This window comes from Mycobacterium florentinum, assembly GCF_010730355.1.
Classification (GTDB): domain Bacteria; phylum Actinomycetota; class Actinomycetes; order Mycobacteriales; family Mycobacteriaceae; genus Mycobacterium; species Mycobacterium florentinum.
The window spans coordinates 897,204-917,543 of record NZ_AP022576.1; the positions used below are offsets into that span (position 1 = coordinate 897,204).

General features: G+C 68.3%; 21 protein-coding genes. 1 reads left to right on the forward strand and 20 read right to left on the reverse strand.

Features of this window, described 5'->3' with window-relative positions:
- Positions 1-15: 15 nt before the first annotated feature.
- Genes der through G6N55_RS04330 form a run of 6 tightly spaced genes read right to left on the reverse strand, consistent with a single transcriptional unit; the run spans position 16 to position 5,212 of the window.
- Positions 16-1,416, reverse strand: coding sequence for a ribosome biogenesis GTPase Der (gene der, locus G6N55_RS04305; RefSeq protein WP_085225398.1), 1,401 nt, complete (start codon positions 1,414-1,416; stop codon positions 16-18).
- Positions 1,413-2,096 (reverse strand): (d)CMP kinase, encoded by a 684-nt coding sequence (cmk, locus tag G6N55_RS04310; RefSeq protein WP_085225400.1) that lies wholly within the window; start codon positions 2,094-2,096, stop codon positions 1,413-1,415. Before cmk ends, der begins: the two co-directional genes overlap by 4 nt.
- Positions 2,096-2,839, reverse strand: a complete 744-nt coding sequence (locus G6N55_RS04315) for a pseudouridine synthase (RefSeq protein ID WP_085225402.1) — start codon at positions 2,837-2,839, stop codon at positions 2,096-2,098. Before G6N55_RS04315 ends, cmk begins: the two co-directional genes overlap by 1 nt.
- Positions 2,839-3,546: an SMC-Scp complex subunit ScpB gene (scpB, locus tag G6N55_RS04320; protein ID WP_085225404.1), complete on the reverse strand. Its 708-nt coding sequence runs from the start codon at positions 3,544-3,546 to the stop codon at positions 2,839-2,841. Before scpB ends, G6N55_RS04315 begins: the two co-directional genes overlap by 1 nt.
- Complete coding sequence (locus tag G6N55_RS04325; RefSeq protein ID WP_085225406.1) at positions 3,546-4,349, reverse strand: segregation/condensation protein A; 804 nt, start codon at positions 4,347-4,349, stop codon at positions 3,546-3,548. The genes scpB and G6N55_RS04325 overlap by 1 nt, the downstream gene beginning before the upstream one ends.
- Positions 4,346-5,212, reverse strand: a complete 867-nt coding sequence (locus G6N55_RS04330) for a ParA family protein (RefSeq protein ID WP_085225408.1) — start codon at positions 5,210-5,212, stop codon at positions 4,346-4,348. Before G6N55_RS04330 ends, G6N55_RS04325 begins: the two co-directional genes overlap by 4 nt.
- A 193-nt stretch (positions 5,213-5,405) precedes the next feature.
- On the opposite strand from G6N55_RS04330, the gene G6N55_RS04335 reads away from it, so the two are divergent.
- Positions 5,406-6,158 (forward strand): O-methyltransferase, encoded by a 753-nt coding sequence (locus G6N55_RS04335; protein WP_085225410.1) that lies wholly within the window; start codon positions 5,406-5,408, stop codon positions 6,156-6,158.
- 87 nt (positions 6,159-6,245) lie between these two features.
- On the opposite strand, the gene xerD is transcribed toward G6N55_RS04335, so the two are convergent.
- From xerD to G6N55_RS04405, 14 genes are all read right to left on the reverse strand, one after another.
- The gene (xerD, locus tag G6N55_RS04340; protein WP_085225412.1) at positions 6,246-7,193 is read right to left on the reverse strand and encodes a site-specific tyrosine recombinase XerD; all 948 of its coding nucleotides are present in this window, start codon (positions 7,191-7,193) and stop codon (positions 6,246-6,248) included.
- Positions 7,190-7,816: an NUDIX domain-containing protein gene (locus tag G6N55_RS04345; protein ID WP_085225414.1), complete on the reverse strand. Its 627-nt coding sequence runs from the start codon at positions 7,814-7,816 to the stop codon at positions 7,190-7,192. Before G6N55_RS04345 ends, xerD begins: the two co-directional genes overlap by 4 nt.
- Positions 7,809-9,560, reverse strand: coding sequence for a CTP synthase (locus G6N55_RS04350; protein WP_085225416.1), 1,752 nt, complete (start codon positions 9,558-9,560; stop codon positions 7,809-7,811). Before G6N55_RS04350 ends, G6N55_RS04345 begins: the two co-directional genes overlap by 8 nt.
- A 149-nt stretch (positions 9,561-9,709) precedes the next feature.
- Positions 9,710-10,654: a copper transporter gene (locus G6N55_RS04355; protein WP_085225418.1), complete on the reverse strand. Its 945-nt coding sequence runs from the start codon at positions 10,652-10,654 to the stop codon at positions 9,710-9,712.
- A gap of 22 nt (positions 10,655-10,676) precedes the next feature.
- Positions 10,677-11,858: a putative cytokinetic ring protein SteA gene (gene steA / locus G6N55_RS04360; protein ID WP_085225420.1), complete on the reverse strand. Its 1,182-nt coding sequence runs from the start codon at positions 11,856-11,858 to the stop codon at positions 10,677-10,679.
- A 179-nt stretch (positions 11,859-12,037) separates the two neighbouring features.
- On the reverse strand, positions 12,038-13,783 hold the full coding sequence (recN, locus tag G6N55_RS04365) for a DNA repair protein RecN (protein ID WP_085225422.1): 1,746 nt from the start codon (positions 13,781-13,783) through the stop codon (positions 12,038-12,040).
- A 24-nt stretch (positions 13,784-13,807) separates the two neighbouring features.
- Complete coding sequence (locus G6N55_RS04370) at positions 13,808-14,731, reverse strand: NAD kinase (RefSeq protein ID WP_085225424.1); 924 nt, start codon at positions 14,729-14,731, stop codon at positions 13,808-13,810.
- Positions 14,728-15,537, reverse strand: coding sequence for a TlyA family RNA methyltransferase (locus tag G6N55_RS04375; RefSeq protein ID WP_085225426.1), 810 nt, complete (start codon positions 15,535-15,537; stop codon positions 14,728-14,730). The genes G6N55_RS04370 and G6N55_RS04375 overlap by 4 nt, the downstream gene beginning before the upstream one ends.
- Before the next feature lie 8 nt (positions 15,538-15,545).
- Positions 15,546-15,740, reverse strand: coding sequence for a hypothetical protein (locus G6N55_RS04380; RefSeq protein ID WP_085225428.1), 195 nt, complete (start codon positions 15,738-15,740; stop codon positions 15,546-15,548).
- 23 nt (positions 15,741-15,763) lie between these two features.
- Positions 15,764-16,783, reverse strand: a complete 1,020-nt coding sequence (locus tag G6N55_RS04385; RefSeq protein ID WP_085225676.1) for an HAD-IIA family hydrolase — start codon at positions 16,781-16,783, stop codon at positions 15,764-15,766.
- 2 nt (positions 16,784-16,785) lie between these two features.
- On the reverse strand, positions 16,786-17,574 hold the full coding sequence (locus G6N55_RS04390; protein WP_085225430.1) for a tetratricopeptide repeat protein: 789 nt from the start codon (positions 17,572-17,574) through the stop codon (positions 16,786-16,788).
- 35 nt (positions 17,575-17,609) lie between these two features.
- Positions 17,610-17,984 (reverse strand): DUF732 domain-containing protein, encoded by a 375-nt coding sequence (locus G6N55_RS04395; protein WP_139827036.1) that lies wholly within the window; start codon positions 17,982-17,984, stop codon positions 17,610-17,612.
- 466 nt (positions 17,985-18,450) lie between these two features.
- Positions 18,451-19,713: a tyrosine--tRNA ligase gene (tyrS, locus tag G6N55_RS04400; RefSeq protein WP_085225434.1), complete on the reverse strand. Its 1,263-nt coding sequence runs from the start codon at positions 19,711-19,713 to the stop codon at positions 18,451-18,453.
- Positions 19,714-19,723: 10 nt separating this feature from the next.
- Complete coding sequence (locus G6N55_RS04405; RefSeq protein WP_085225436.1) at positions 19,724-20,335, reverse strand: DNA-3-methyladenine glycosylase; 612 nt, start codon at positions 20,333-20,335, stop codon at positions 19,724-19,726.
- Positions 20,336-20,340 lie beyond the last annotated feature (5 nt).

Genomic DNA, 20,340 nt, shown 5'->3' on the forward strand with positions numbered 1-20,340 from the left:
TCGATGCAAGGAAAGTCAGCGGCGCTTGGCGGATCGCTTTTCGCGCACGCGCACATTGATGCGGATCGGGCTGCCGTCGAACCCGAAGGTCTCGCGCAGCCGCCGCTCCACGAAGCGCCGATAGCCGGCCTCGAGAAAGCCGGTGGTGAACAGCACAAACGTCGGCGGACGGGCGGCGGCCTGGGTGGCGAACAGGATGCGGGGCTGCTTGCCGCCGCGCACCGGGGGCGGCGTGGCCGCCACGACTTCCTTGAGCCAGGTGTTCAGCGGGCCGGTCGCAATCCGGGCGTCCCACGACGCCAACGCGGTCTCCATCGCCGGGACCAGCTTCTGCACCGCGCGGCCCGTCTTGGCGGAGATGTTGACCCGCTCCGCCCACTGCAGCTGCGCCAGCTCGCGGTCGATTTCGCGGTCCAGCAGCTCGCGCCGGTCCTCGTCGACCAGATCCCATTTGTTGAACGCCAGCACCAGCGCCCGGCCGGCCTCGATCACCATCGACAGCACCCGCTGGTCCTGCTCGGTCAGCGGCTGCGACGCGTCGATCAGCACGAGCACCACCTCGGCGGAATCGATGGCCGAGTGCGTGCGCACCGACGCGTAGAACTCATGCCCGCTGGCCTGCCCGACCTTGCGGCGCAGGCCCGCGGTGTCGACGAAACGCCAAACCTTGCCGCCCAATTCGATCAGCGAGTCCACCGGGTCAACCGTGGTCCCGGCGACGTCGTGCACGACGGATCGCTCGTCACCCGCCAGCTTGTTCAACAGCGAGCTCTTGCCGACATTGGGCTTGCCGACCAGCGCCACCCGACGGGGTCCGCCGGGCGCGGGAACCGCCTCGGACACCTCGGGCAACACGGCCAGCACCTCGTCGAGCAGGTCGGCCACACCGCGACCGTGGATCGCGCTGACGGGATGCGGCTCGCCCAGACCCAGCGACCACAGCGCGGACGCGTCCGATTCGACCTTCTCGCTATCAACCTTGTTGGCGGCCAAGAAGACTGGCTTGCCGGAGCGCAACAGAATCCGGGCGGCGGCCTCGTCGGCGCTGGTGGCCCCGACCGTGGCGTCGACCACCAGGATCACCGCGTCGGCGGTACGCATCGCCACCGACGCCTGCTCGGCCACCAGCTTTTGCAGGCCCTTGGCGTCGGGCTCCCATCCCCCGGTGTCCTGCACGACGAACCGGCGACCCGTCCACAGCGCGTCGTAGAAGACCCGGTCGCGGGTCACACCGGGAACGTCCTGCACCACCGCTTCGCGCCGGCCCAGGATCCGGTTGACCAAAGTCGACTTGCCGACGTTGGGCCGCCCGACGATGGCCACCACCGGCGCGGGGCCGGGCTCGTCGAAGTCTGCCGAGTCGGGATCGACTACCTCCCAATCGCTTTCGTCGGACCAGGTGCCGTCCTGAGTCACCGCACTGCCTCGCTTCGCTGCTTGACCAATTCCAGCAGGCGGTCGATCACCTGCGCCTCGGTCATGTCGCTGGTGTCGACGGTCACCGCGTCGGACGCCGGTCGCAGCGGCGACAGCGTGCGGGTGGAGTCGAGGTGGTCGCGGCGGTGCACGTCGGCCAGCACACCGTCATAGTCGTCGGGCAGACCCGCGGCGACGTTCTGGTCGTTGCGGCGCCGGGCCCGGGTTTCGGCCGACGCCGTCAAGAAGATCTTCACCGGCGCGTCGGGCAACACCACCGTCCCGATGTCGCGGCCCTCGACGACGACATTGCCCGGACCCTGTGACATTTCGCGCTGCAGCGCGACCAGCCGGGTCCGTACCGCGGCAACCGACGACACCGCGGACACCGCACCGGTGACCCGGTCGCCGCGAATCTCGGCCGAGACATCCTCGCCGGCAAGGAAATAACGATCACCCTCGGGGTGGTAGTCGACCGACATCTGCACCGACTCGGCAATCCGCGCGACCGCGTCGGCGTCGGCCGGGTCGATCCCGGCCCGCAGGACGGCCAGTGTCACCATCCGGTACATGCCACCGGTGTCCAGGTAGCGCGCACCCAGCGCCTCCGCCAATCTCTTTGACATCGAGGACTTTCCGGTTCCCGCCGGGCCGTCGATCGCCACCACGACGTCGCTCATCACAGGCCCACCGCTTGGTACAGTTGCCCGATCTCGCCCTGGCTCAACGCACGGATGTGGCCCGGACGCTGCTTGCCCAGCGATACCCCGGCGATGTCCGTTCGCACCAGCGCCTCCACCGGGAAGCCCACCGCCGCCAGCATCCGGCGCACAATCCGATTCCGGCCTTCATGTAATGTCAAGCGCACCAACGTCTTTCCCGGAATAGCATCCACCACCGCGAAGTCGTCGACGCGCGCCGGGCCGTCCTCCAGCTCGACCCCGGCCCGCAACTGCTTGCCCAGCCCACGCGGCACCGTTCCGGAGATCGTCGCCAAATACGTCTTCGGCACCTCGTGGGACGGGTGCATCAACCGGTGTGCCAGCTCGCCGTCGTTGGTCAGCAGGATCAGCCCCTCGGTGTCGGCGTCCAACCGTCCCACGTGAAAGAGCTTCTTGTTGCCCCGGACTCGACGCTCGATCAGATCGCCGATGCACGGCCGGCCCCGATCGTCGGACATCGTCGAGTGCATTCCGCGGGGCTTGTTCAGCGCCAGGTAGACCTGCTCTTCGTCGACGGCGATTCGGGCGCCGTCCACACGGATCACCGAGGCGTCGGGGTCGACCCGGGTGCCCAGCTCGGTCACTACCTGTCCGTCCACCTCGACACGGCCGTCGATGATCAACTTCTCGGCGGCCCGACGCGACGCAATTCCGGCCTGGGACAACACTTTTTGCAGCCGGATCCCCTGATCGTCGGACATCAATCCTGATCCACGTCAAACGACAGCGACTGTTCGGGCGTCTGGCCACCCGACAGCTTGATGAAACGTGGCTCGCTGTCCAGGGATTCGGTCAGATCCTCGATCGCGTCGACGTCGGGAAGCAATGGCGCGATATCGGGCAGATCGGCCAGCGATTCCAGCCCCAAGCGCTCCAGGAACATCTCGGTGGTGGCGAAGGTGACGGCTCCGGTGTCCTCGTCGACCCCGGCCTCGGTGATCAGGCCGCGTGCCAGCAGGGTGCGAATGACGGCGTCCACGTTGACACCGCGTACCGCGCTGACCCGCGCGCGGGTGACGGGCTGGCGGTAGGCCACCACGGCCAGCGTCTCCAGCGCGGCCCGGGTGAGTTTGGAGCGCGCGCCGTCCAGCAACAGCTTCTCCACGTAGGGCGCGAACTGGGCGCGGGTGTACATCCGCCATCCCTCGCCCGTCTTGCGCAGGTCGATGCCGCTGTCACGCGCGGTGAGTTCCTCGGCCATCAGCTGCAGTTTGGCGGCGATCCGGTAAACGGGTTGCCCGGTGGCCGAGCCCAGCGCCTCCTCGGTGACCGGGGTGTCGACCACCAGCAGCAGGGCCTCCAGCACGGACCGAAGCTCGTCGTCATCCAGCGGCGCCGCCTGGGCGATGTCCGGGATGCCGACGTCGAGGTCGAGGTCGAGATCGACGTCGGGCAGATCTTCAGTCATTATTCGTCCCGCACTTCGGTGGTCGGACGCTCCCCGGTCCATGAAATCTGGAGCACGCCAAGCGGCTCCGACTGGTCGAATGCTACCGCCCGGGACCGATACAGCTCGAGCAGCGCCAGGAAGCGCCCCACGACCTCCATCGGTACCTCACAATCGGCGACCAGCTCGGAAAATGTGGCCCATTGGCCGCTGCCCCGCGCCTCGAGCATCGACAGCAGTTTCTGCGCCTGCTCGGGCACCGAGACCTTGAGCTCGTGCAGATGGCCGATGGCCACCGTCGGCACCGGCCGGGGGCTGAATGCGACCGCGGCGATCTCGGCGAAGCGCTGGGCGTCGACACCGATCATCACCTCCGGGAGCAGTTCGGTGAACCGGTCCTCCAGCGACACCGCGCGCGGGTAGCTGCGCAGTGCGGTGGCTTCCAGCTCGGCGAACATCTCCGCGACGTGCTTGAACGCGCGGTACTGCAGCAGCCGGGCGAACAGCAGGTCGCGCACCTCGAGCAGCGCGAGGTCTTCCTCGTCGTCGATCTGTCCGGCCGGCAGCAGTCGCGCCGCCTTGAGATCCAGCAGGGTCGCGGCGACCACCAGGAACGCGGTGGTCTCCTCCAGATCCAGCTGGGCGCCGATCTCTCGGGTATAGGCGATGAAGTCGTCGGTGACCTGATGCAGCGCCACCTCGGTCACGTCGAGACGATGCGCGAAGATCAGCTGCAGCAGCAGGTCGAACGGCCCCTCGAAGTTGGTGAGGCGGACCTGGAAGCCGTTCTGCGGTGGCGCCTCACCATTGACTGTGTCGTTCACGCGCCAAATCGGTCGATGAACTCGCGGGCCAAGGCGCGATAGGCGATGGCGCCCGTCGACTTCGGCGCCCAGGTGGTGATGGGTTCGCCCGCCACACTGGTCTCCGGGAACCGCACCGTTCGGGTGATCACGGTATCGAACACCAGGTCACCGAAGCGCTCGACGACACGGGCCATCACCTCGCGGGCGTTGACGGTGCGCGGGTCGTACCGGGTCAGCAGGATGCCGCTGATCTCGAGCTTCGGGTTGAGCCGGTCGCGCACCTTGTCGACGGTATCGGTGAGCAGGGCCAGGCCGCGCAGCGAGAAGAACTCGCACTCGGTCGGGATGACCACGCCGTCGGAGCAGGCCAGCCCGTTGACGGTGAGCAAACCCAGCGACGGCTGGCAGTCGATCAAGACGTAGTCGTAGCGGTCCAGCACCGGATGCAGCGCCCGGCCCAGCGTCTGCTCCCGGCCCACCTCGTTGACCAGCTGGATCTCGGCGGCCGACAGGTCGATGTTGCTGGGCACCAGGTCCAGGTGCCGGACCCGGGTGGACAGCAGCACGTCGTCGATCGACACCCGCGGCTCCACCAGCACGTTGTGAATGGTCTTTTCCAGCTCGTAGTGCGGGACGCCGAGGCCCGCGGACAGCGCGCCCTGCGGATCCATGTCGACCAGCAGCACCCGCCGGCCGTACTCGGCGAGCGCCGCGCCCAGGTTGATCGTCGAGGTGGTTTTCCCGACGCCACCCTTCTGGTTGCACATCGCAATCACCTTGGCCGGGCCGTGTGAGGTGCGCGGCTGCGGTTCCGGGATCGCCCGCGGCGGACGCCCCGTCAAGCCGATCTCGACGGCGCCGTCCGGGTGCTCGGTGGTCATGCCCGGGGTGTTGCAAAGGTGAACATCGTCGGAAAGTCTAACGGGTAGGCACGCGTAAACCGGGCGACCCGCAGGCGAGATAACCAGGGAATATGTGCGGATATCGCGGCGAGCGCCTGTCAGGGCCTTGAGAGTTAACTTCAGTCACACCAGCAACATTCGACCCACGCCGGGCGGGTCTATGGTGGGGCCTATGGACCTCAAACGACGGGTACCGCTGCTGCGGTGGTCGGTATGGCGGATGGCCGCCGGAGTTCGCAATATCACCACGACGGGCCAGGTCGGTGACGGGCGCGAAGCCGCCGCCGTCGACTACGTCGTCAACAACGCCCGCGCCGGCGACATCGACGACGTGCTGGCCACCATCGACAAGTTCGCCTACGAGAAGTCGATCCTGATCAACGTCGGCGACGAGAAGGGCCTCCTACTGGACACCGCGGTGCGCCGGGCCGACCCCGCGCTGGTCCTGGAGTTGGGCACCTACGTCGGCTATGGCGCGCTGCGGATCGCCCGGGCCGCGCCGACCGCCAAGGTGTTCTCCATCGAGCTCGCCGACGCCAACGCCGCCAATGCCCGGCGGATCTGGGCGCACGCTGGTGTCGCCGACCGGGTGACGTGTGTCGTCGGCACCATCGGCGACGGCGGGCGCACGCTCGACACGCTCGCCGCCGAGCACGGATTCAGTTCTGGCGCACTCGACTTCCTCTTCCTCGACCACGACAAGGACGCGTACCTCAACGACCTGTTGAGCATCATGGATCGCGGTTGGCTGCATACCGGCTCGATCGCGGTCGCCGACAACGTCCGGGTGCCGGGCGCCCCGAAGTACCGCGAGTACATGCGCCAGCAGCAGGGCAAGCTGTGGAACACCGTCGAGCACAAGGCCCACCTCGAATACCAGTCGATGGTGGCCGACCTGGTGCTGGAGTCCGACTACCTGGGCTGACGGCGCGATTCATATCGCCGAGATCGACGCCAGCGTGCTCACCTACGGCGTGTCGTCACGCCAACGTCGATGTCGGCGCGGAACGGGTTATTGCGCGCGGGGGTGGGCTCCGGCCCACACCTCGCGCAGCGCGTGCACGGTGACCAGCGTGTAGATCTGGGTGGTCGTCACCGAAGCGTGGCCGAGCAGTTCCTGCACGACGCGCACGTCGGCCCCGCCCTCGAGCAGGTGCGTGGCGAACGAGTGCCGCAGCATGTGCGGCGACACCCCGGAGCTGATCCCGGCCCGCTCGGCGGCATCCTGCAACACCTGCCAGGCGCTTTGCCGCGACAGTCGTCCGCCGCGGGCGTTGAGGAAGATGCCCGCCGTGCCGCGGCCGCGGCGGGCCAGCTCCGGGCGGCCGCGCACCAGGTACGCGTCCAGCGCCTGCACGGCGGGACGCCCGATCGGGACCAGCCGCTGCTTGCCGCCCTTGCCACGCAGCAGCACCGACCGGGCCTGGGTGTCGATGTCGTCGACGTCGAGGCCGACGGCCTCGGAGATGCGTGATCCGGTGGAATACAACAGCTCCAGCAGCGCCCGGTTGCGCAGGGTCAACGGGCCGTCGGACGGGCTCTCGCCGCCCGCGCCTTCCAGCAGCGCCAGCACCTCGTCGATGGTCAGGCTTTTGGGCAGCCGACGCCCCGGGGTCGGCGGGCGCACCGCGCGCGCCACGTCCAGTTCGGCCAACCCCTCGGCGGCGGCGAAGCGATGCAAACCGCGCACCGCGATCAGCGCCCGCGCCGCCGACACCGCCGACAGGCCGATCGCCCCGGAATCGGGATCGCCGCGTCGCAGCGCCACCAGGAATTCGCTGACGTCGTCCTCGCCCACCTTGGCCAGATCGTGAATCCCGCGTTCTTCCAAGTGCTTTGCATAACGGCGGAGGTCGCGCCGATAGGAGCTGAGCGTGTTGGCCGCCACTCCGCGCTCAATGGTCAGGTGGTCGAGATAGCCCTGCATTTGGGTGTCGAGGAGCGTCAGCGTGGCCGTCATTGTGAGGCCGCTTTTCGAGCGGCAAAGACCTTGGGCTTGTCCGGCCACGGCAGGTCCACCGGACGCGGCTGCGCCAGCCCCGTCATCACGGCATGAGCGGCCAGAATCCCGGATACGGCAATGGAATTGATGATCTCACCGCTGAAGACGAGCCGGATCGCCTCCTCGATACGGACCCAGCGCATCGTCAGGTCGGCTTCTTCGTCATGCGCCTCGGGCCGGCCGATCTCGGTCAACCCGGTGGCCAGGTAGACCCGCACCGATTCATCGCTATAGCCGGGCGCGGTGTCGATGTCGACGAGCACGTGCCAGATGTCGGCCTTCAGACCGACCTCCTCTTCGAGTTCGCGCGCCGCCCCGAGCTCGGGCGCCTCCCCCGCGGCGTCGAGCAGACCCGCCGGCAATTCCCACAGGCGGCGGCCGAACGTGTGCCGGTACTGATAGACCATCGCGATGCTGTGATCGTCCTTCATCGCCACGACGGCCACCGCGCCGTAGTGCTCGACAACTTCGCGCGCAGCGATGTTTCCGCCGGGCATCCGTACCTCGTCGCGGCGCAGCGCGAAAATCTTTCCGGTGTAGACCGTTTCGCTGGACGCCGTCTCGAAAACGTGATCAGCCACGAGTGGCTGGTTCAGGTATCGACCGCTCGGCGCTGTCTCGATGCTGGTTGCCGTTGGACGTGTGCTCGGGGATCTCCACCGGAAGCTGCTCACCCTTCTTGTACTCGATGGCCGCGCCGACGAACGCCACGAACAGCGGGTGCGGTCGAGTGGGCCGGCTCTTCAGTTCGGGGTGGGCCTGGGTGCCGACGACGAACGGGTGCACGTCGGACGGGTATTCGACGAACTCCACCAGGTGGCCGTCGGGCGAGGTTCCGGAGAACCGCAGGCCGCTTTCGGCGATCCGGTCGCGGTAGGCGTTGTTGACCTCGTAGCGGTGCCGGTGCCGCTCGGACACCTGGGTGGTTCCATATGCTTGCGCCACAATCGAATCCGGCTCGAGCACCGCGGGGTAGGCGCCCAGCCGCATGGTGCCACCGAGGTCGGCTTCGCCGGCCACGATCTGCTCCTGATCGGCCATCGTCGAGATGACGGGATCCGGTGTGGACGGTTCGAATTCGGCCGAGTTCGCCTGGGTCAGACCGACCGAGCGGGCGGCCTCGATCACGATGCACTGCAGCCCGAGGCACAGCCCGAATATCGGTAGCCCGCGCGCCCGGGCGTGCCGGATAGCGCCGATCTTGCCCTCGATGCCGCGGATGCCGAATCCGCCGGGAATCAGCACGCCGTGCACCTCGGCCAGAGCCGAGGTGGCACCGGCAGGGTCCTCGCAGTCGTCCGAGGGCACCCACACCATCTCCACCTTGGCGTGGTGGCGGAACCCGCCGGCGCGCAACGCCTCGGTCACCGAGAGGTAGGCGTCGGACAGGTCAACGTACTTGCCCACCAAGGCAATTCGCACGGTTTCGTGCGGCTCGTGCACGCGGCGCAGCAGATCGTTCCATTGCGTCCAGTCGACATCGCGGAACGGCAGGTTGAGCCGGCGCACCACGAACGCATCGAGCTCCTCGCGGTGCAGCACCTTGGGGATGTCGTAGATCGAAGACGCGTCCGGAGTGGAGATGACGCCGTCGATGTCGACGTCACACATCAGCGCGATCTTGTTCTTCAGCGGTTCGGGAACGGGGCGGTCGCAGCGCAGGATCAACGCGTCCGGGGTGATACCGATGCTGCGCAGCGCCGCCACCGAGTGCTGGGTCGGCTTGGTTTTGAGCTCACCGGACGGCGCCAGGTAGGGTACCAGCGACACGTGCAGGAAGAAGACGTTCTCCCGTCCGACGTCATGGCGAACCTGGCGCGCGGCCTCCAGAAAGGGCTGCGACTCGATATCGCCCACCGTCCCGCCGATCTCGGTGATCACCACGTCCGGGCGGCGCCCGTTGGCGTCGGGTTCGGCCATCGCCAGGATGCGGCTCTTGATCTCGTCGGTGATGTGCGGGATCACCTGGACGGTGTCGCCGAGGTATTCGCCGCGGCGCTCCTTGGCGATGACCGTTGAATACACTTGCCCGGTCGTGACATTCGCCGAGCCGGACAGGTTGCGATCCAGGAACCGCTCGTAGTGGCCGACGTCGAGGTCGGTCTCGGCGCCGTCCTCGGTGACGAAGACCTCGCCGTGCTGGAACGGATTCATTGTGCCCGGGTCCACGTTGAGATACGGGTCGAGCTTTTGCATCGTGACGTGTAGTCCACGCGCGGTCAGTAGCTGTCCGAGGCTACTGGCGGTCAGACCCTTACCGAGTGAGGATGCAACACCACCGCTGACGAAGAGGTGCTTGGTGGTGGTTTGCGGATGCCTACGCACTAAAGCGACCTCCGTGAAGACGGGCAGGGCGTCCTTATCGTCGAACTTTGACTAGCTGGGCCTGCCGACCCACGGAAATCCACCCTAACACCAGCAACCCCAGGGCGCGGCTAACACGCCCGGCAACCAGAGAGCCGGCTGACGATTCGCTACTGAGGAACTGTGATCGACGTCGCGCCGTGGCCGGTGCCGTACTGCCCGACGTGGCCGCCATTGAGCAGGTCATGCAGGCCGAGGATCGCGGTGATCCGTCCGGGTGCGGCGTCGACGTCGTCGACGGTGCTGATCGCGGAGTTGATGCCGGCGTCGGCGCGCGCGACCGCGACCGCGGCACCCCCCGTCGACGATCCGTCTCGCCCGGCCAGCAGCGTGCCCGACCCGTGCGGCGCCAGCGCCGCGGAGAAGCGGGCCACGCTGACGCCCTGGTTGCCGGCATCTTGCGGGAGCGCGCCGCCGGTGACGATCAGGGCGGCGTTGGCCGCCGGCATGTGGTCGCCGGCCTGATAGGTGACGAATCCGCTCTCGCGCAGCGCCACCAGCACGGTGTCGCGCTGCGTGTCGTCGACGGGCGGGATCGCCGGGTTGGCGTTGATCAGCAGGGCGATGCCCAACAGATCACCGGCCTGCGATCCCTGGTCGACGAGTTTGGTGCTGAGCTGCTGGCCGGCGGGCAGCACCGAAGAGTTCACCACGGTCCGCAGCTTCTCCGCGGAGTTGGCGTCGACGAACTCCTGGGTCAGCGCCACGGTCCCGGTGACGGTCCCACCGGCTTGACCGACGATCTTCGAGACCGCGGCGACGTCGTCGTCCTTGGCGTCCGGGGTGCGGAACACGACGATCGCTTTGCCGGCCAGCCCGTCGTGGACGATCCGGCCCATCAGCTGGTTGTCGAAATTGTTTGCCGCGCTGAGCTTTTCGTTGAGGACGTTCTTCTGGTCGTTGAGCCCGTTGATCTGCGTGTAGAGGTCGCGCTTCTCGTCGCGCAGGCTGGACAGCAGGGTGTCGGACAAGAAGCCCGAGCCCAGCACGACACCGACGGCCAACGCGAGAAAGACCGCGGCCAGCGAGAAGGCATGTTGGCGTAACGAGATCATGAGCACACGTCCTTAAGGCCGACTACGTGATCAAGTGCTGAATCCACACGGAGAAGTGATTCCAGTAGTCGGTGGCCCAGTGCAGCACCACGCCGTCGGTGCGCGACACCCACAGCGCGACGATGACGGCGATCAGCATCGTCAGTGCGAGCAGCGCGATGGCGCCACCTGAGATGTGGTTGCGGTACAGCGTGGCGACCGCCTTGGCGTCGACCACCTTCTCCCCGACCCGAAGCCTGGTCAGGAACGTCGACGGGTTGCTCTGGGTGCGCGTCCGGTCGAAAAACGTCTCGATGTTGGCGGTGTGACCGGCCGTCACCAGCAGCGCCGCGCCGTGGTGGTCGGCCAGCAGCAGAGCCAGGTCGACGGCCGAACCCGCGGCGGGGAACGTCATCGCGCCGACTCCGAGGTCCTGGATCCGCTCCAGCCCGGGCGCGTGGCCGTCGGCGTCGGCCGGCAACACGACGTGGGCGCCGCACTTGAGAGCGTCGGTGCTGATCTGCTCGGGGTCGCCGACGATGAGCTGCGGACGATAGCCCGCCTTGCGCAGCACGTCGGCGCCGGTGCCCACACCGATCAGGACCGGCTGGTACTCCTTGATGAACGGCTTCAGCGAGCGCAGATCGTCGGCGGCGCTGTCCTCGTCGGCGACGATCACCACGTGGCGACGACGCATGTCGAGGTCGACGTCCGGAATCCCGATACCGTCGATCAGCAGCGGGCTCTCGCTCTTGATGAACTCAATTGTGTTGCCGGCGAACGCCTCCAGATGGGCGGCCAGGCCGCTCTTGGCCTCGCGCATCAGGTCGGCGATGTCGTGGTCGGTGCGCTCGGTGCCGCGGCTCAGCCGCCGTTCGCCTGCGTACACCCCGCCTTCATGCAGGCGAATCTTGGCGCCGTCCTTGACCTTCTTGAAGATGTCCGGTCCGGTCTCGTCGATCAGCGTGACGCCGTTGTTGACCAATACTTCCGGGCCCATGTTCGGGTAACGGCCGGAGACCGACGGCGATGCGTTGACCACGGCGGCGATGTCGGCCTCCACCAGCGCCTCGGCGGTGATGCGGTCCAGGTCCAGGACGTCGAGCACGACAATGTCACCCGGGCAGACCCTACGCAGCAGGCGGTCGATATTGCGATCCACCCGTGCGGTGCCGGTTAGACCCGGCCGGGAAGCATTACGTGTAAGCAGCCCTGACATCTTCATGGGGGGATTCTGTCCGCGATGCGCGGCGGAGGGGTGGAGGCGCGCCGTAACATCCGCCCCAGAAGTTATCTAGAGTCACATCTGTAACAGACGGATCCCGGGATGGTCTCGAACGTCGACTTGTCGGGCAGATTGGGGCCTTAACCCCGCAACAAGTCGACGCTCGGCGGTAGGCAGCGTCAGATCTTGTCGTTCTGGGCTCCGTCGAGGAGTTCGCGGGCGTGGGCCCGGCCGCTGTCGGATTCACCCAGGCCGGCCAGCATCCGCGCCAGCTCCGCGACCCGCTCGTCGTCGGTCACCCGCCGTACCACGCTGGTCCCCCGCGGCCCGGCCGGGTGCACGACCAGGTGCACGTCGGCGTAGGCCGCGACCTGAGGCAAGTGGGTCACCACGATGACCTGGTGGGTGCGCGCCAACCGCGCCAGCCGCCGCCCGATCTGGACGGCCGCCCGGCCGCCAACGCCGGCGTCGACCTCGTCGAACACCATCGTGGTGCCCGCGGCAGACGCGGCCAACACCACTTCCAGCGCCAGCATCACCCGGGACAGCTCGCCGCCCGACGCGCTCTTGGCCAGCGGCAGCACCGTCATGCCGCGGTGCGCGGCGAAGCCGAACTCGACCTGGTCGACACCGTCGCCGCCCGCACGCGCCAGCTCGCCGGAGGGCAGCATGAGTGCGGCCGGCTCGTCCTTCTCGGCGGCGACGTCGATGCTCACCTCGATGGTGAATTCTGCGTCGGCCATCGCCAGCCCGGATAGCTCCGTCGTCACTTCTTTCGCCAGCTTTTTCGCGGCCTTGCGGCGACACTTGCTGAGATCGACCGCGGCTTCGCCCAATTCACCGGCCAGCTCGTCGGCGCGGCGCTGCAGTGCGGCCAGCCCCTCCTCGGAGACGTCGAGTTGCGCGAGCCGCTCGCGGGATTCGGCGGCCCACCGCAGCACGCCGTCGACATCCGCGGCGTACTTGCGGGTCAGCGTGCGCAGCTCGGCCTGGCGGGCCAGCTTGGACTCCAGCGCGCTGGCATCGACCGGTAAATCTTCCAAATAGCCGCCGAGTTCCTGGGCGGCGTCGTCGACCACGGTCTGCGCCTCACGGACCTGCTGGGCCAGCGCCTGCAACTTGGCGTCATCGGTGGATTCCAGTGCGGCCCTTGCCCGCCCGAGGGTGTCGGCGGCGCTACCGCCCGACACGTCCTCGGTGGATAGCGCCGCACGAGCGGTGGCCGCGGCCTCGCGCAACGTGTCCAGCTCGGAGAGCCGCACGATGTCGGCGACCAGGGCGTCGTCTTCACCGGGTTGCGGGTCCACCGCATCGATCTCGTTGAGCGCGAAACTCAGCCGGTCGGCCTCGAGGGCGAGTTCGCGCATGCGGTTGCGGCGGTCGAACAGGTCGCGCCGCGCCGACAGCCAGGCGTCGCGCAGTTTGCGGTAGCGCTCGAGCGCGGGACCGGCCTTCGCGAATCGGTCCAGCGCGCCGCGCTGTTCCTCGGGCCGCATCAGCCGCAGCTGGTCGTTCTGCCCGTGCAGGGTCAGCAGCCCGGTCGTGAAGTCGCCCAACGACTTCGCGGGCACGCTGCGACCGCCGAGATAGGCCCGCGACGGTCCGTCGCGGCTGACCGAACGCAGCGCGATCACGCTGCCGTCCTCGTCGCGCTCCCCGCCCGACGCGTCCAGCATCTCGTCCAGTTGTGCGATCGCTGCGTCATCGAGATCTGTTGTGGTGAAACGACCTTCGACGACGGCGCGCTCTGCGCCCGAGCGCACCCGGTTCGCATCGGCGCGGGCACCGCCGAGCAGATGCAGCCCCGTCACCACCATGGTCTTGCCGGTGCCGGTCTCACCGGTCAGTACCGTCAGGCCGCGGTCGAACTCCCCGACCGCAGAGCTGATCGCACCCAGTGACTCGATGCGGATTTCGGTCAGCATGGCGTCAGCACCGCTGCGGCGCCCTTACTTTCCGCGCCAACCGGTCACGGGCAGCCGGAACTTACGCACCAGCCGGTCGGTGAACGGCGCGCTGTCCAGCCGGGCCCACTTCACCGCGGTGCCACAACGTTTCACCTCGAGCCGTCCGCCGGCGGGTAGCACCATTTCGCGGCGGCCGTCGCAGAACACCAGGGCGTCGTTGCCGCTCGCCTCGATCTCGATCGCGATCGTGGCGTCCGGGCTGGTGACCATCGGCCGGCCGAACAGTGCGTGAGCGTTGTTGGGCACCACCAGGATTGCCTCGAGGTCCGGCCAGAGCACCGGGCCACCGGCGGAGAACGCGTAGGCCGTCGAACCGGTCGGGGTCGACACCAGTATTCCGTCGCAGCCGAAGGTCGACACCGGTCGTCCCTCGATTTCGACGACCACGCCCAGCACGCCGAGCCGCGGACCCTTTTCCAGGCTGGCCTCGTTGAGCGCCCACCCCTGATCGATCACCTGCCCGCGGTGGCGCACCGCGACGTCGAGCGTCAGGCGTTCCTCCACCCGATAGTCCTGGGCGACCACATGTTCCAGCACCCGGTCGATGGCCTCCGCCTCGGCCTCGGCCAGAAAGCCGATGCGGCCCAGGTTGACGCCCAGCACCGGAATACCGGCGTTGCGGGCGAGTTCGGCCGCGCGCAGGAAGGTGCCGTCGCCCCCGAGCACCAGCACCAGCTCGCAACCCTCCGCGGCGGATGGTTCGGCGTCGACCACCTCGATTTCGACACCCATGGCCCGCACGTCGTCGGGAGACAGCGGCAGCGGCCCCCGGTCGACCGCCTCTGCGGACAACACGCGGAGCGCAATACCGTTGTCGCTCAACACTTTCTGAACCCGGCGCGCGGTCTCGGTCGCTTCCTCACGTCCGGTGTGCACGACCAGCAGGATGGTGCGTTCGACGGTCATTGCGGGCCCTCGCCCACCGCGCGCCGCACCGCATCGCCCAGCCCGTCGCCCGTCAGCGCCCGATCGGTGTCGGCGCGCAGCCACAGGAAGTACTCAACATTGCCCGACGGCCCCGGCAGCGGACTGGCCGTGACGTCGACGGTGTGCCAGCCGAGTTCGCCGGCGCGTCCCGCGACGGCCAGCACCGAATCGGCGCGCAACCCGGTGTCGTGGACAACCCCGCCGGCACCGACCTGGCCCTTCCCCACCTCAAACTGCGGCTTCACCATGGGAACGATATCCGCGCCGGGGTTGGCGCAACCAGCCAGCGCGGGCAACACGGTGGCCAGCGAGATAAACGACAGGTCAGCCACCACCAGGTCGACGCGCCCGCCGATCGCCTCGGGCGACAGGTCACGAACGTTGGTCCGCTCGACGACAATCACCCGCGAATCCGACCGCAGCGACCAGGCCAACTGGCCGTAGCCCACGTCGGCGGCCACCACCTCGACCGCGCCGCGATCCAGCAGGACTTCGGTGAAGCCGCCGGTCGATGCGCCGGCGTCCAGGCAGCGACGGCCCTCGACGGGGATCTCGAAGGCGTCGAGCGCGCCGATCAGCTTGTGCGCCCCCCGCGACACCCAGCGGCGCTCGCCGTCGTCGGCCACGGTCAGGGCCGCGCTGGCCGCGACGGCGGTGCCGGGCTTGACCGCGGGCATGCCGTCGATGCTGACCTTGCCGGCGCCGATCAACTCGGCGGCCTGCTGACGGGATCGGGCAAGGCCGCGCCGCACCAGCTCCGCGTCAACGCGGGCGCGTCGTGCCATGCCCGCACTCAGCCCTTCTCCGCCGACTCCAGCGCGGCCAGCAGCAAGTCATGCGCTTCGGAAAGCCGCCGTGCGATGTCTTCGAGCTCGGCGAGCTCAAATTTCCGACACCCCGTTTCCCGGTTCTCCGGGTCGGCCGGGTCGGGCAACTGCGCCAGCAGGTTGTCGATGTCGGCGCGAATCTGTTCAGGATCGATATTCATTGCGGTTCTACGGTAGTCACCCGCTAGTCCCCATGCACGAGAGACCAGCGCTCGAGCGCGTCGCGGGCCCGGTCGTCGGCGGCCCGGATGCGCGCCGGCCGGCCCTGGGAATCGGAGTAGTTGCCGCCCCACACCGCGCTGGCGACCGCGCGCACGATCGACAGCCCGTCCCCTTCGTCGGCGCCGTTGCCGCGGACCGTGAGGCTGTCGGCGTCGACGTCGACCGTCCAGCCGGGCTGCGGCCCCACCGCGAGCGCGCTGCCGTCCTGGTACAGCGCGCGCAGGTCATGGCCGATGTAGGTGGGCCGCTGCGCGGGTATGGCGTACACCGCGTCGCGCGCGCTGCTCACCCCGGTCAGCACCATCAGGCTGGGGAACTTCGCGGCGTTGGCGCCCTCGATGTCGGTGTCGAGCCGGTCGCCGATCACCAGCGGCGCTCGGTAGTCGCCGCGGGCGACCGCATCGTTGAGCAGTGTCGGGGCGGGCTTTCCGGCCACCTTGGGTTCGGCGCCGGTCGCGGCCCGCAGCGCGGCGACCAGGGATCCGTTGCCGGGCAGCAGACCCCGCTCGGTGGGCAGCGTGGGGTCGACGTTGGCCGCCACCCACAACGCACCGGCCCGGATGGCCAGTGCGGCTTCGGCGAGATCGGGCCAGCCGATCGTCATCGAGAGGCCCTGGACGACGGCGACGGGGTTGTCGTCGTAGCGACGCACCGGGCGCAGTCCGACGGCGGCGATTTCGTTGGCCAGCGAATCGGTGCCGACGATCAGCACGGGTGAATCCGGCGGCAGCTCACCGGAAAGCAGGTGCGCGGCACTTTGGGCGCTGGTGACGACGTCGTCGCCGGTGGCGGTGAAGCCGAGGTCGCGCAGGTGGGTGGCTACTTCGTCGGCGCTGCGGGAGGCGTTGTTGGTGACGAACAGCTTGCGGCTGCCGACTTCGTCGAGCGTCTGCACCGCGCCGTCGGTGGCACGGTGACCGCGAAACACCGTCCCGTCCAAATCGATGAGTAGGCAATCATGTTCCTGCACAATGCCTTTCACGCTCATTCTGCCGAGCCCAGCTCGCCGACCCGGTCTTCGGCGTCGGTGATGCCGTCGATGTCGGCGGCCGCGGAGTGCAAAAACCATTGCAGCGCTTCGTCGTTGCGGCCTAGCGCCAGCAGGGTGTCGGCGTAGGCGTAGAACAGCCGGGCCGCCATCGAGCCGCTGCGAGTCGGGTCCAGCTGCGGCGTGGACAACAGGGCCAGCGCCTGCTCGAGCTGCCCGAGATCCGAGCGGGCGCCGGCGGCCACGATGCGCAGCTCGTCGGCGGCGTCGCCGCTGAGCTGGGCCGCCTCTTCGCCGCGGGCGAGTTCGATCGCCCGCTCCGGACGGCCAAGGCCGCGTTCGCAATCCGCGATCAACGGCAGCAACGGCGACTTGCTGCCCATCCGCCGCGCGGCACGCAGCTCGGACAACGCCTGGGCCCAATCGCCGTAGCGGTAGGCGGCGATTCCGACGGCCTCGCGAATCGCGGCGATCCTGCTGGACCTCGCGCGCGCGGCGCGGGCGTGGTTCAGGGCGGCTTCCGGGTCTTCGTCCATCAGCTCACCCGCGGCGACCAGGTGGCGCGCCACCGCATCGGCGGTCGCGCGGTCCAAGGTGCTCAGTTCGCCGCGGATCTCGGGCGACAACTGTTTGGCGTCCACGTCGGGCGGTATGGCGGGCCCGTTGTCCACCGGGCGATCAGGTGCGTTCTGCGGCTGAGCCTGGCGCGCCCGGCCCGGTCCCGACCATTTAGACGCCGAGCGCGGCCGTCGCTCCCCGTTATGACGCTGCCTGTCGTCGCCCACCCCGAAAGGATACGGGCACCCGAGTGGGGGTCTCGCTACGCCTTGAACCGGTCCGGAATCAACGGCGCGATCATCGCGGGACAGAACGTGCCGATCGCGATGATCGTGAAGATGCCCGCATTTTTCTCGGTCATCCCGCTGCCGGTCGCCACGTCCGAGACGACCGATTCGAACGACCCGCCCGGCCGGATCAGCATCGGACACACCGATTGCCCCTGAGCGAGCGTCGTGGCCGGCTGAGTGACGGCAATTCCGGCGTTGGTCAGCGCCGACAGGAAGCTGTTGCCCGCCATGTCGGCGCGGATAGGCGCCGCCATCGTCGCGGCCGCGGCAACCAAAGCCGTGGTCAGCGCCATGAACCCGAAGGCCCTCGTCTGTGCGCCGACCCGTAAGGTCGTCTGGTACGCCATTGATTGCGCCGTCATCTCTCGCTCTCGTCGATTGTTTGGTGGCTGCGCAAAATCACTGTGACTACAGTGGCCAACGAGTGTCACGTTTAGGGCACGGCCAGGTAAAGATTCGCACACCGCCGCGTTTCGCACCGAACTTCTTGACAATCTCGCGTGCAATATGTGCCGCCGTTGATCTCCCACCGGGGCCGACCGGCGGGCTTGATGCGCCAAATGTGTTGCCGTACAAGCGTTTTAGGTACTATCGACCGCGGCGCACCCGGCGGTGTGTCCCCCGAACGGGGGACAGCGGATATCCACCCCTAATTCAGCCGGTTGTGGGATACCGGCGAGTCGCGAATCCCGGAAAACTAGTTCTCGCAGCGGGGATCTCGTCGCTCCTTCCAACAACGAGGCTCCCCTCCTCTCATATCGGCTTCCCCTCCGATTGGCGAGATCCCCGCTGAATACTCTTCCCAGATCCTCTCTAGACCTTTTCGATGCCGGCGATATTGCGCTTACCGCGCCGCAGCACCAGCCATCGGCCGTAGAGGAAATCCGAGTCCTGCGGAGACCATTCGTCGCTCTCGATCCGAATGTTGTTGACCGAAACGCCGCCCTCGCCGATCGTGCGTCGCGCGGCGCCTTTACTGGCCGACAGGCCGCTGGCCACCAACAGATCGACAATCCCGTCCGGGCCACCGGGTTTGAGCTCGGCGACCGACGCCTCGCGCAGCGCGGCGGCCAGCGTCGCCTCGTCCAGACGGTCGAGCTCGCCCTGACCGAAGAGCGCCTTGCTGGCATGCTCGACGGCCGCGGTGGCCTCCTCGCCGTGCACCAGGACGGTGAGTTCGGTCGCCAGCCGGCGCTGAGCGGCGCGTTGTTGCGGACGCTCGGCGGTCGCCTGTTCAAGCTCGGCCAGCTCCTCGGCGGACAGGAAAGTGAACCACCGCAGATAGCGAATGACGTCGGCGTCGGCGGTGTTGACGAAGTACTGGTACCAGGCATAAGGACTGGTCAGCTGCGGGTCCAGCCACAGGTTGCCGCCGCCGGTGGATTTGCCGAACTTGGTGCCGTCGGCGGCGGTGACCAGCGGGACCGTGAGCGCGTGCACCGTCGCGCCGAGCTTCTGGCGCACCAGGCGCACCCCGGCGATGATGTTGCCCCACTGATCCGAGCCGCCGATCTGCAGCGCGCAGCCATGGCGCTGGTGCAATTCCACGTAGTCGTTGGCCTGCAGGAGCATGTAGCTGAACTCGGTGTAGGAGATCCCGTCGCCGTCGAGGCGCCGCCGGATGGTGTCGCGATCCAGCATTACGTTGACCGAGAAGTGCTTGCCGAGATCCCGCAGGAACTCGATCGCCGACATCGGCGCCGTCCACTCGAGGTTGTCGGCGACGATCGCGCCGGTGGGTGAGTCGTCGAAGTCGACGAAGCGTTCGAGCTGCCCGCGAATACGTTCGGTCCATTCGGCGACGGTGCCGGCCTCGTGCAGGCTGCGTTCGCCGACCTCACGCGGGTCCCCGATCATGCCGGTGGCGCCGCCCGCGAGCACGATGGGCCGGTGCCCGGCCCGCTGAAAGCGCCGCAGTGCCAGCAGCGGCACCAGATGCCCCGCATGCAGGCTCGGCGCGGTGGGGTCGAAGCCGGCGTACACGGTCAGCGGTCCGCGCTGCGCTTCGGCGGCCAGGGCGTCGAGGTCGGTGGACTGCGCGATCAGTCCACGCCAGCCCAGCTCGTCGAGGATCATGGGCAAGAGGCTAGTCGCTGGCGCCGGGGGCAGGTGCCCGCGGACTTCGCCGATACGCCGAGACTTCCGGTCGCCCGGCCAGCCACAGTCGCCACGGCCGGTCGGCGGCCTGGCTGATGCCCACGCGTGGGCCCGCGACTGCCCCGTTAACCGCATGCAGCGTCAGCGTCACCGGACTACCCGGATCGAAGAGATCAATCCCGTTGTCGGACATCGTAATTCCCAACGCCGAACACAGATTTCCGGGACCACGCGCCAGCGCGGCGGCGCGGACGGCCGGACCGCGACGGGTCTGGGCCACGTCGGCGCCGTCCTCGATCACGGCGGCGCGCAGCAGCACCGCGGCGGCCGTGCCGTCGGGGCCGCACGAGACGTTGGCGCAGGTGTGGATCCCGTGGCTGAGGTAGGTGTACAGGCGGCCCGGGGGCCCGAACATCACGCCGTTGCGGCCGCTGCGGCCCCGGTAGGAATGTGCCGCCGCGTCCGGCCAGGGTCCGTCGGGAACGCCTCCGTAGGCCTCGACCTCGACGACGGTCGCGCGCACGCCCCGCCCGGCAAGCGTTGCGCCGAGCAGCCGGTGCGCGGCCGCGACCGGGTCAACTACCAGCTCGCCTGCACGCACCCACC

Excerpts from the sequence above, each read along its gene's own strand:
- cmk (WP_085225400.1), bottom strand. The coding sequence starts at position 2,096 with ATGAGCGACGTCGTGGTGGCGATCGACGGCCCGGCGGGAACCGGAAAG.
- G6N55_RS04315 (WP_085225402.1), bottom strand. The coding sequence starts at position 2,839 with ATGTCCGACGATCAGGGGATCCGGCTGCAAAAAGTGTTGTCCCAGGCC.
- scpB (WP_085225404.1), bottom strand. The coding sequence starts at position 3,546 with ATGACTGAAGATCTGCCCGACGTCGATCTCGACCTCGACCTCGACGTC.
- G6N55_RS04330 (WP_085225408.1), bottom strand. The coding sequence starts at position 5,212 with ATGACCACCGAGCACCCGGACGGCGCCGTCGAGATCGGCTTGACGGGG.
- G6N55_RS04335 (WP_085225410.1), top strand. The coding sequence starts at position 5,406 with ATGGACCTCAAACGACGGGTACCGCTGCTGCGGTGGTCGGTATGGCGG.
- xerD (WP_085225412.1), bottom strand. The coding sequence starts at position 7,193 with ATGACGGCCACGCTGACGCTCCTCGACACCCAAATGCAGGGCTATCTC.
- G6N55_RS04355 (WP_085225418.1), bottom strand. The coding sequence starts at position 10,654 with ATGATCTCGTTACGCCAACATGCCTTCTCGCTGGCCGCGGTCTTTCTC.
- steA (WP_085225420.1), bottom strand. The coding sequence starts at position 11,858 with ATGAAGATGTCAGGGCTGCTTACACGTAATGCTTCCCGGCCGGGTCTA.
- recN (WP_085225422.1), bottom strand. The coding sequence starts at position 13,783 with ATGCTGACCGAAATCCGCATCGAGTCACTGGGTGCGATCAGCTCTGCG.
- G6N55_RS04370 (WP_085225424.1), bottom strand. The coding sequence starts at position 14,731 with ATGACCGTCGAACGCACCATCCTGCTGGTCGTGCACACCGGACGTGAG.
- G6N55_RS04375 (WP_085225426.1), bottom strand. The coding sequence starts at position 15,537 with ATGGCACGACGCGCCCGCGTTGACGCGGAGCTGGTGCGGCGCGGCCTT.
- G6N55_RS04380 (WP_085225428.1), bottom strand. The coding sequence starts at position 15,740 with ATGAATATCGATCCTGAACAGATTCGCGCCGACATCGACAACCTGCTG.
- G6N55_RS04395 (WP_139827036.1), bottom strand. The coding sequence starts at position 17,984 with ATGGCGTACCAGACGACCTTACGGGTCGGCGCACAGACGAGGGCCTTC.
- tyrS (WP_085225434.1), bottom strand. The coding sequence starts at position 19,713 with ATGATCCTCGACGAGCTGGGCTGGCGTGGACTGATCGCGCAGTCCACC.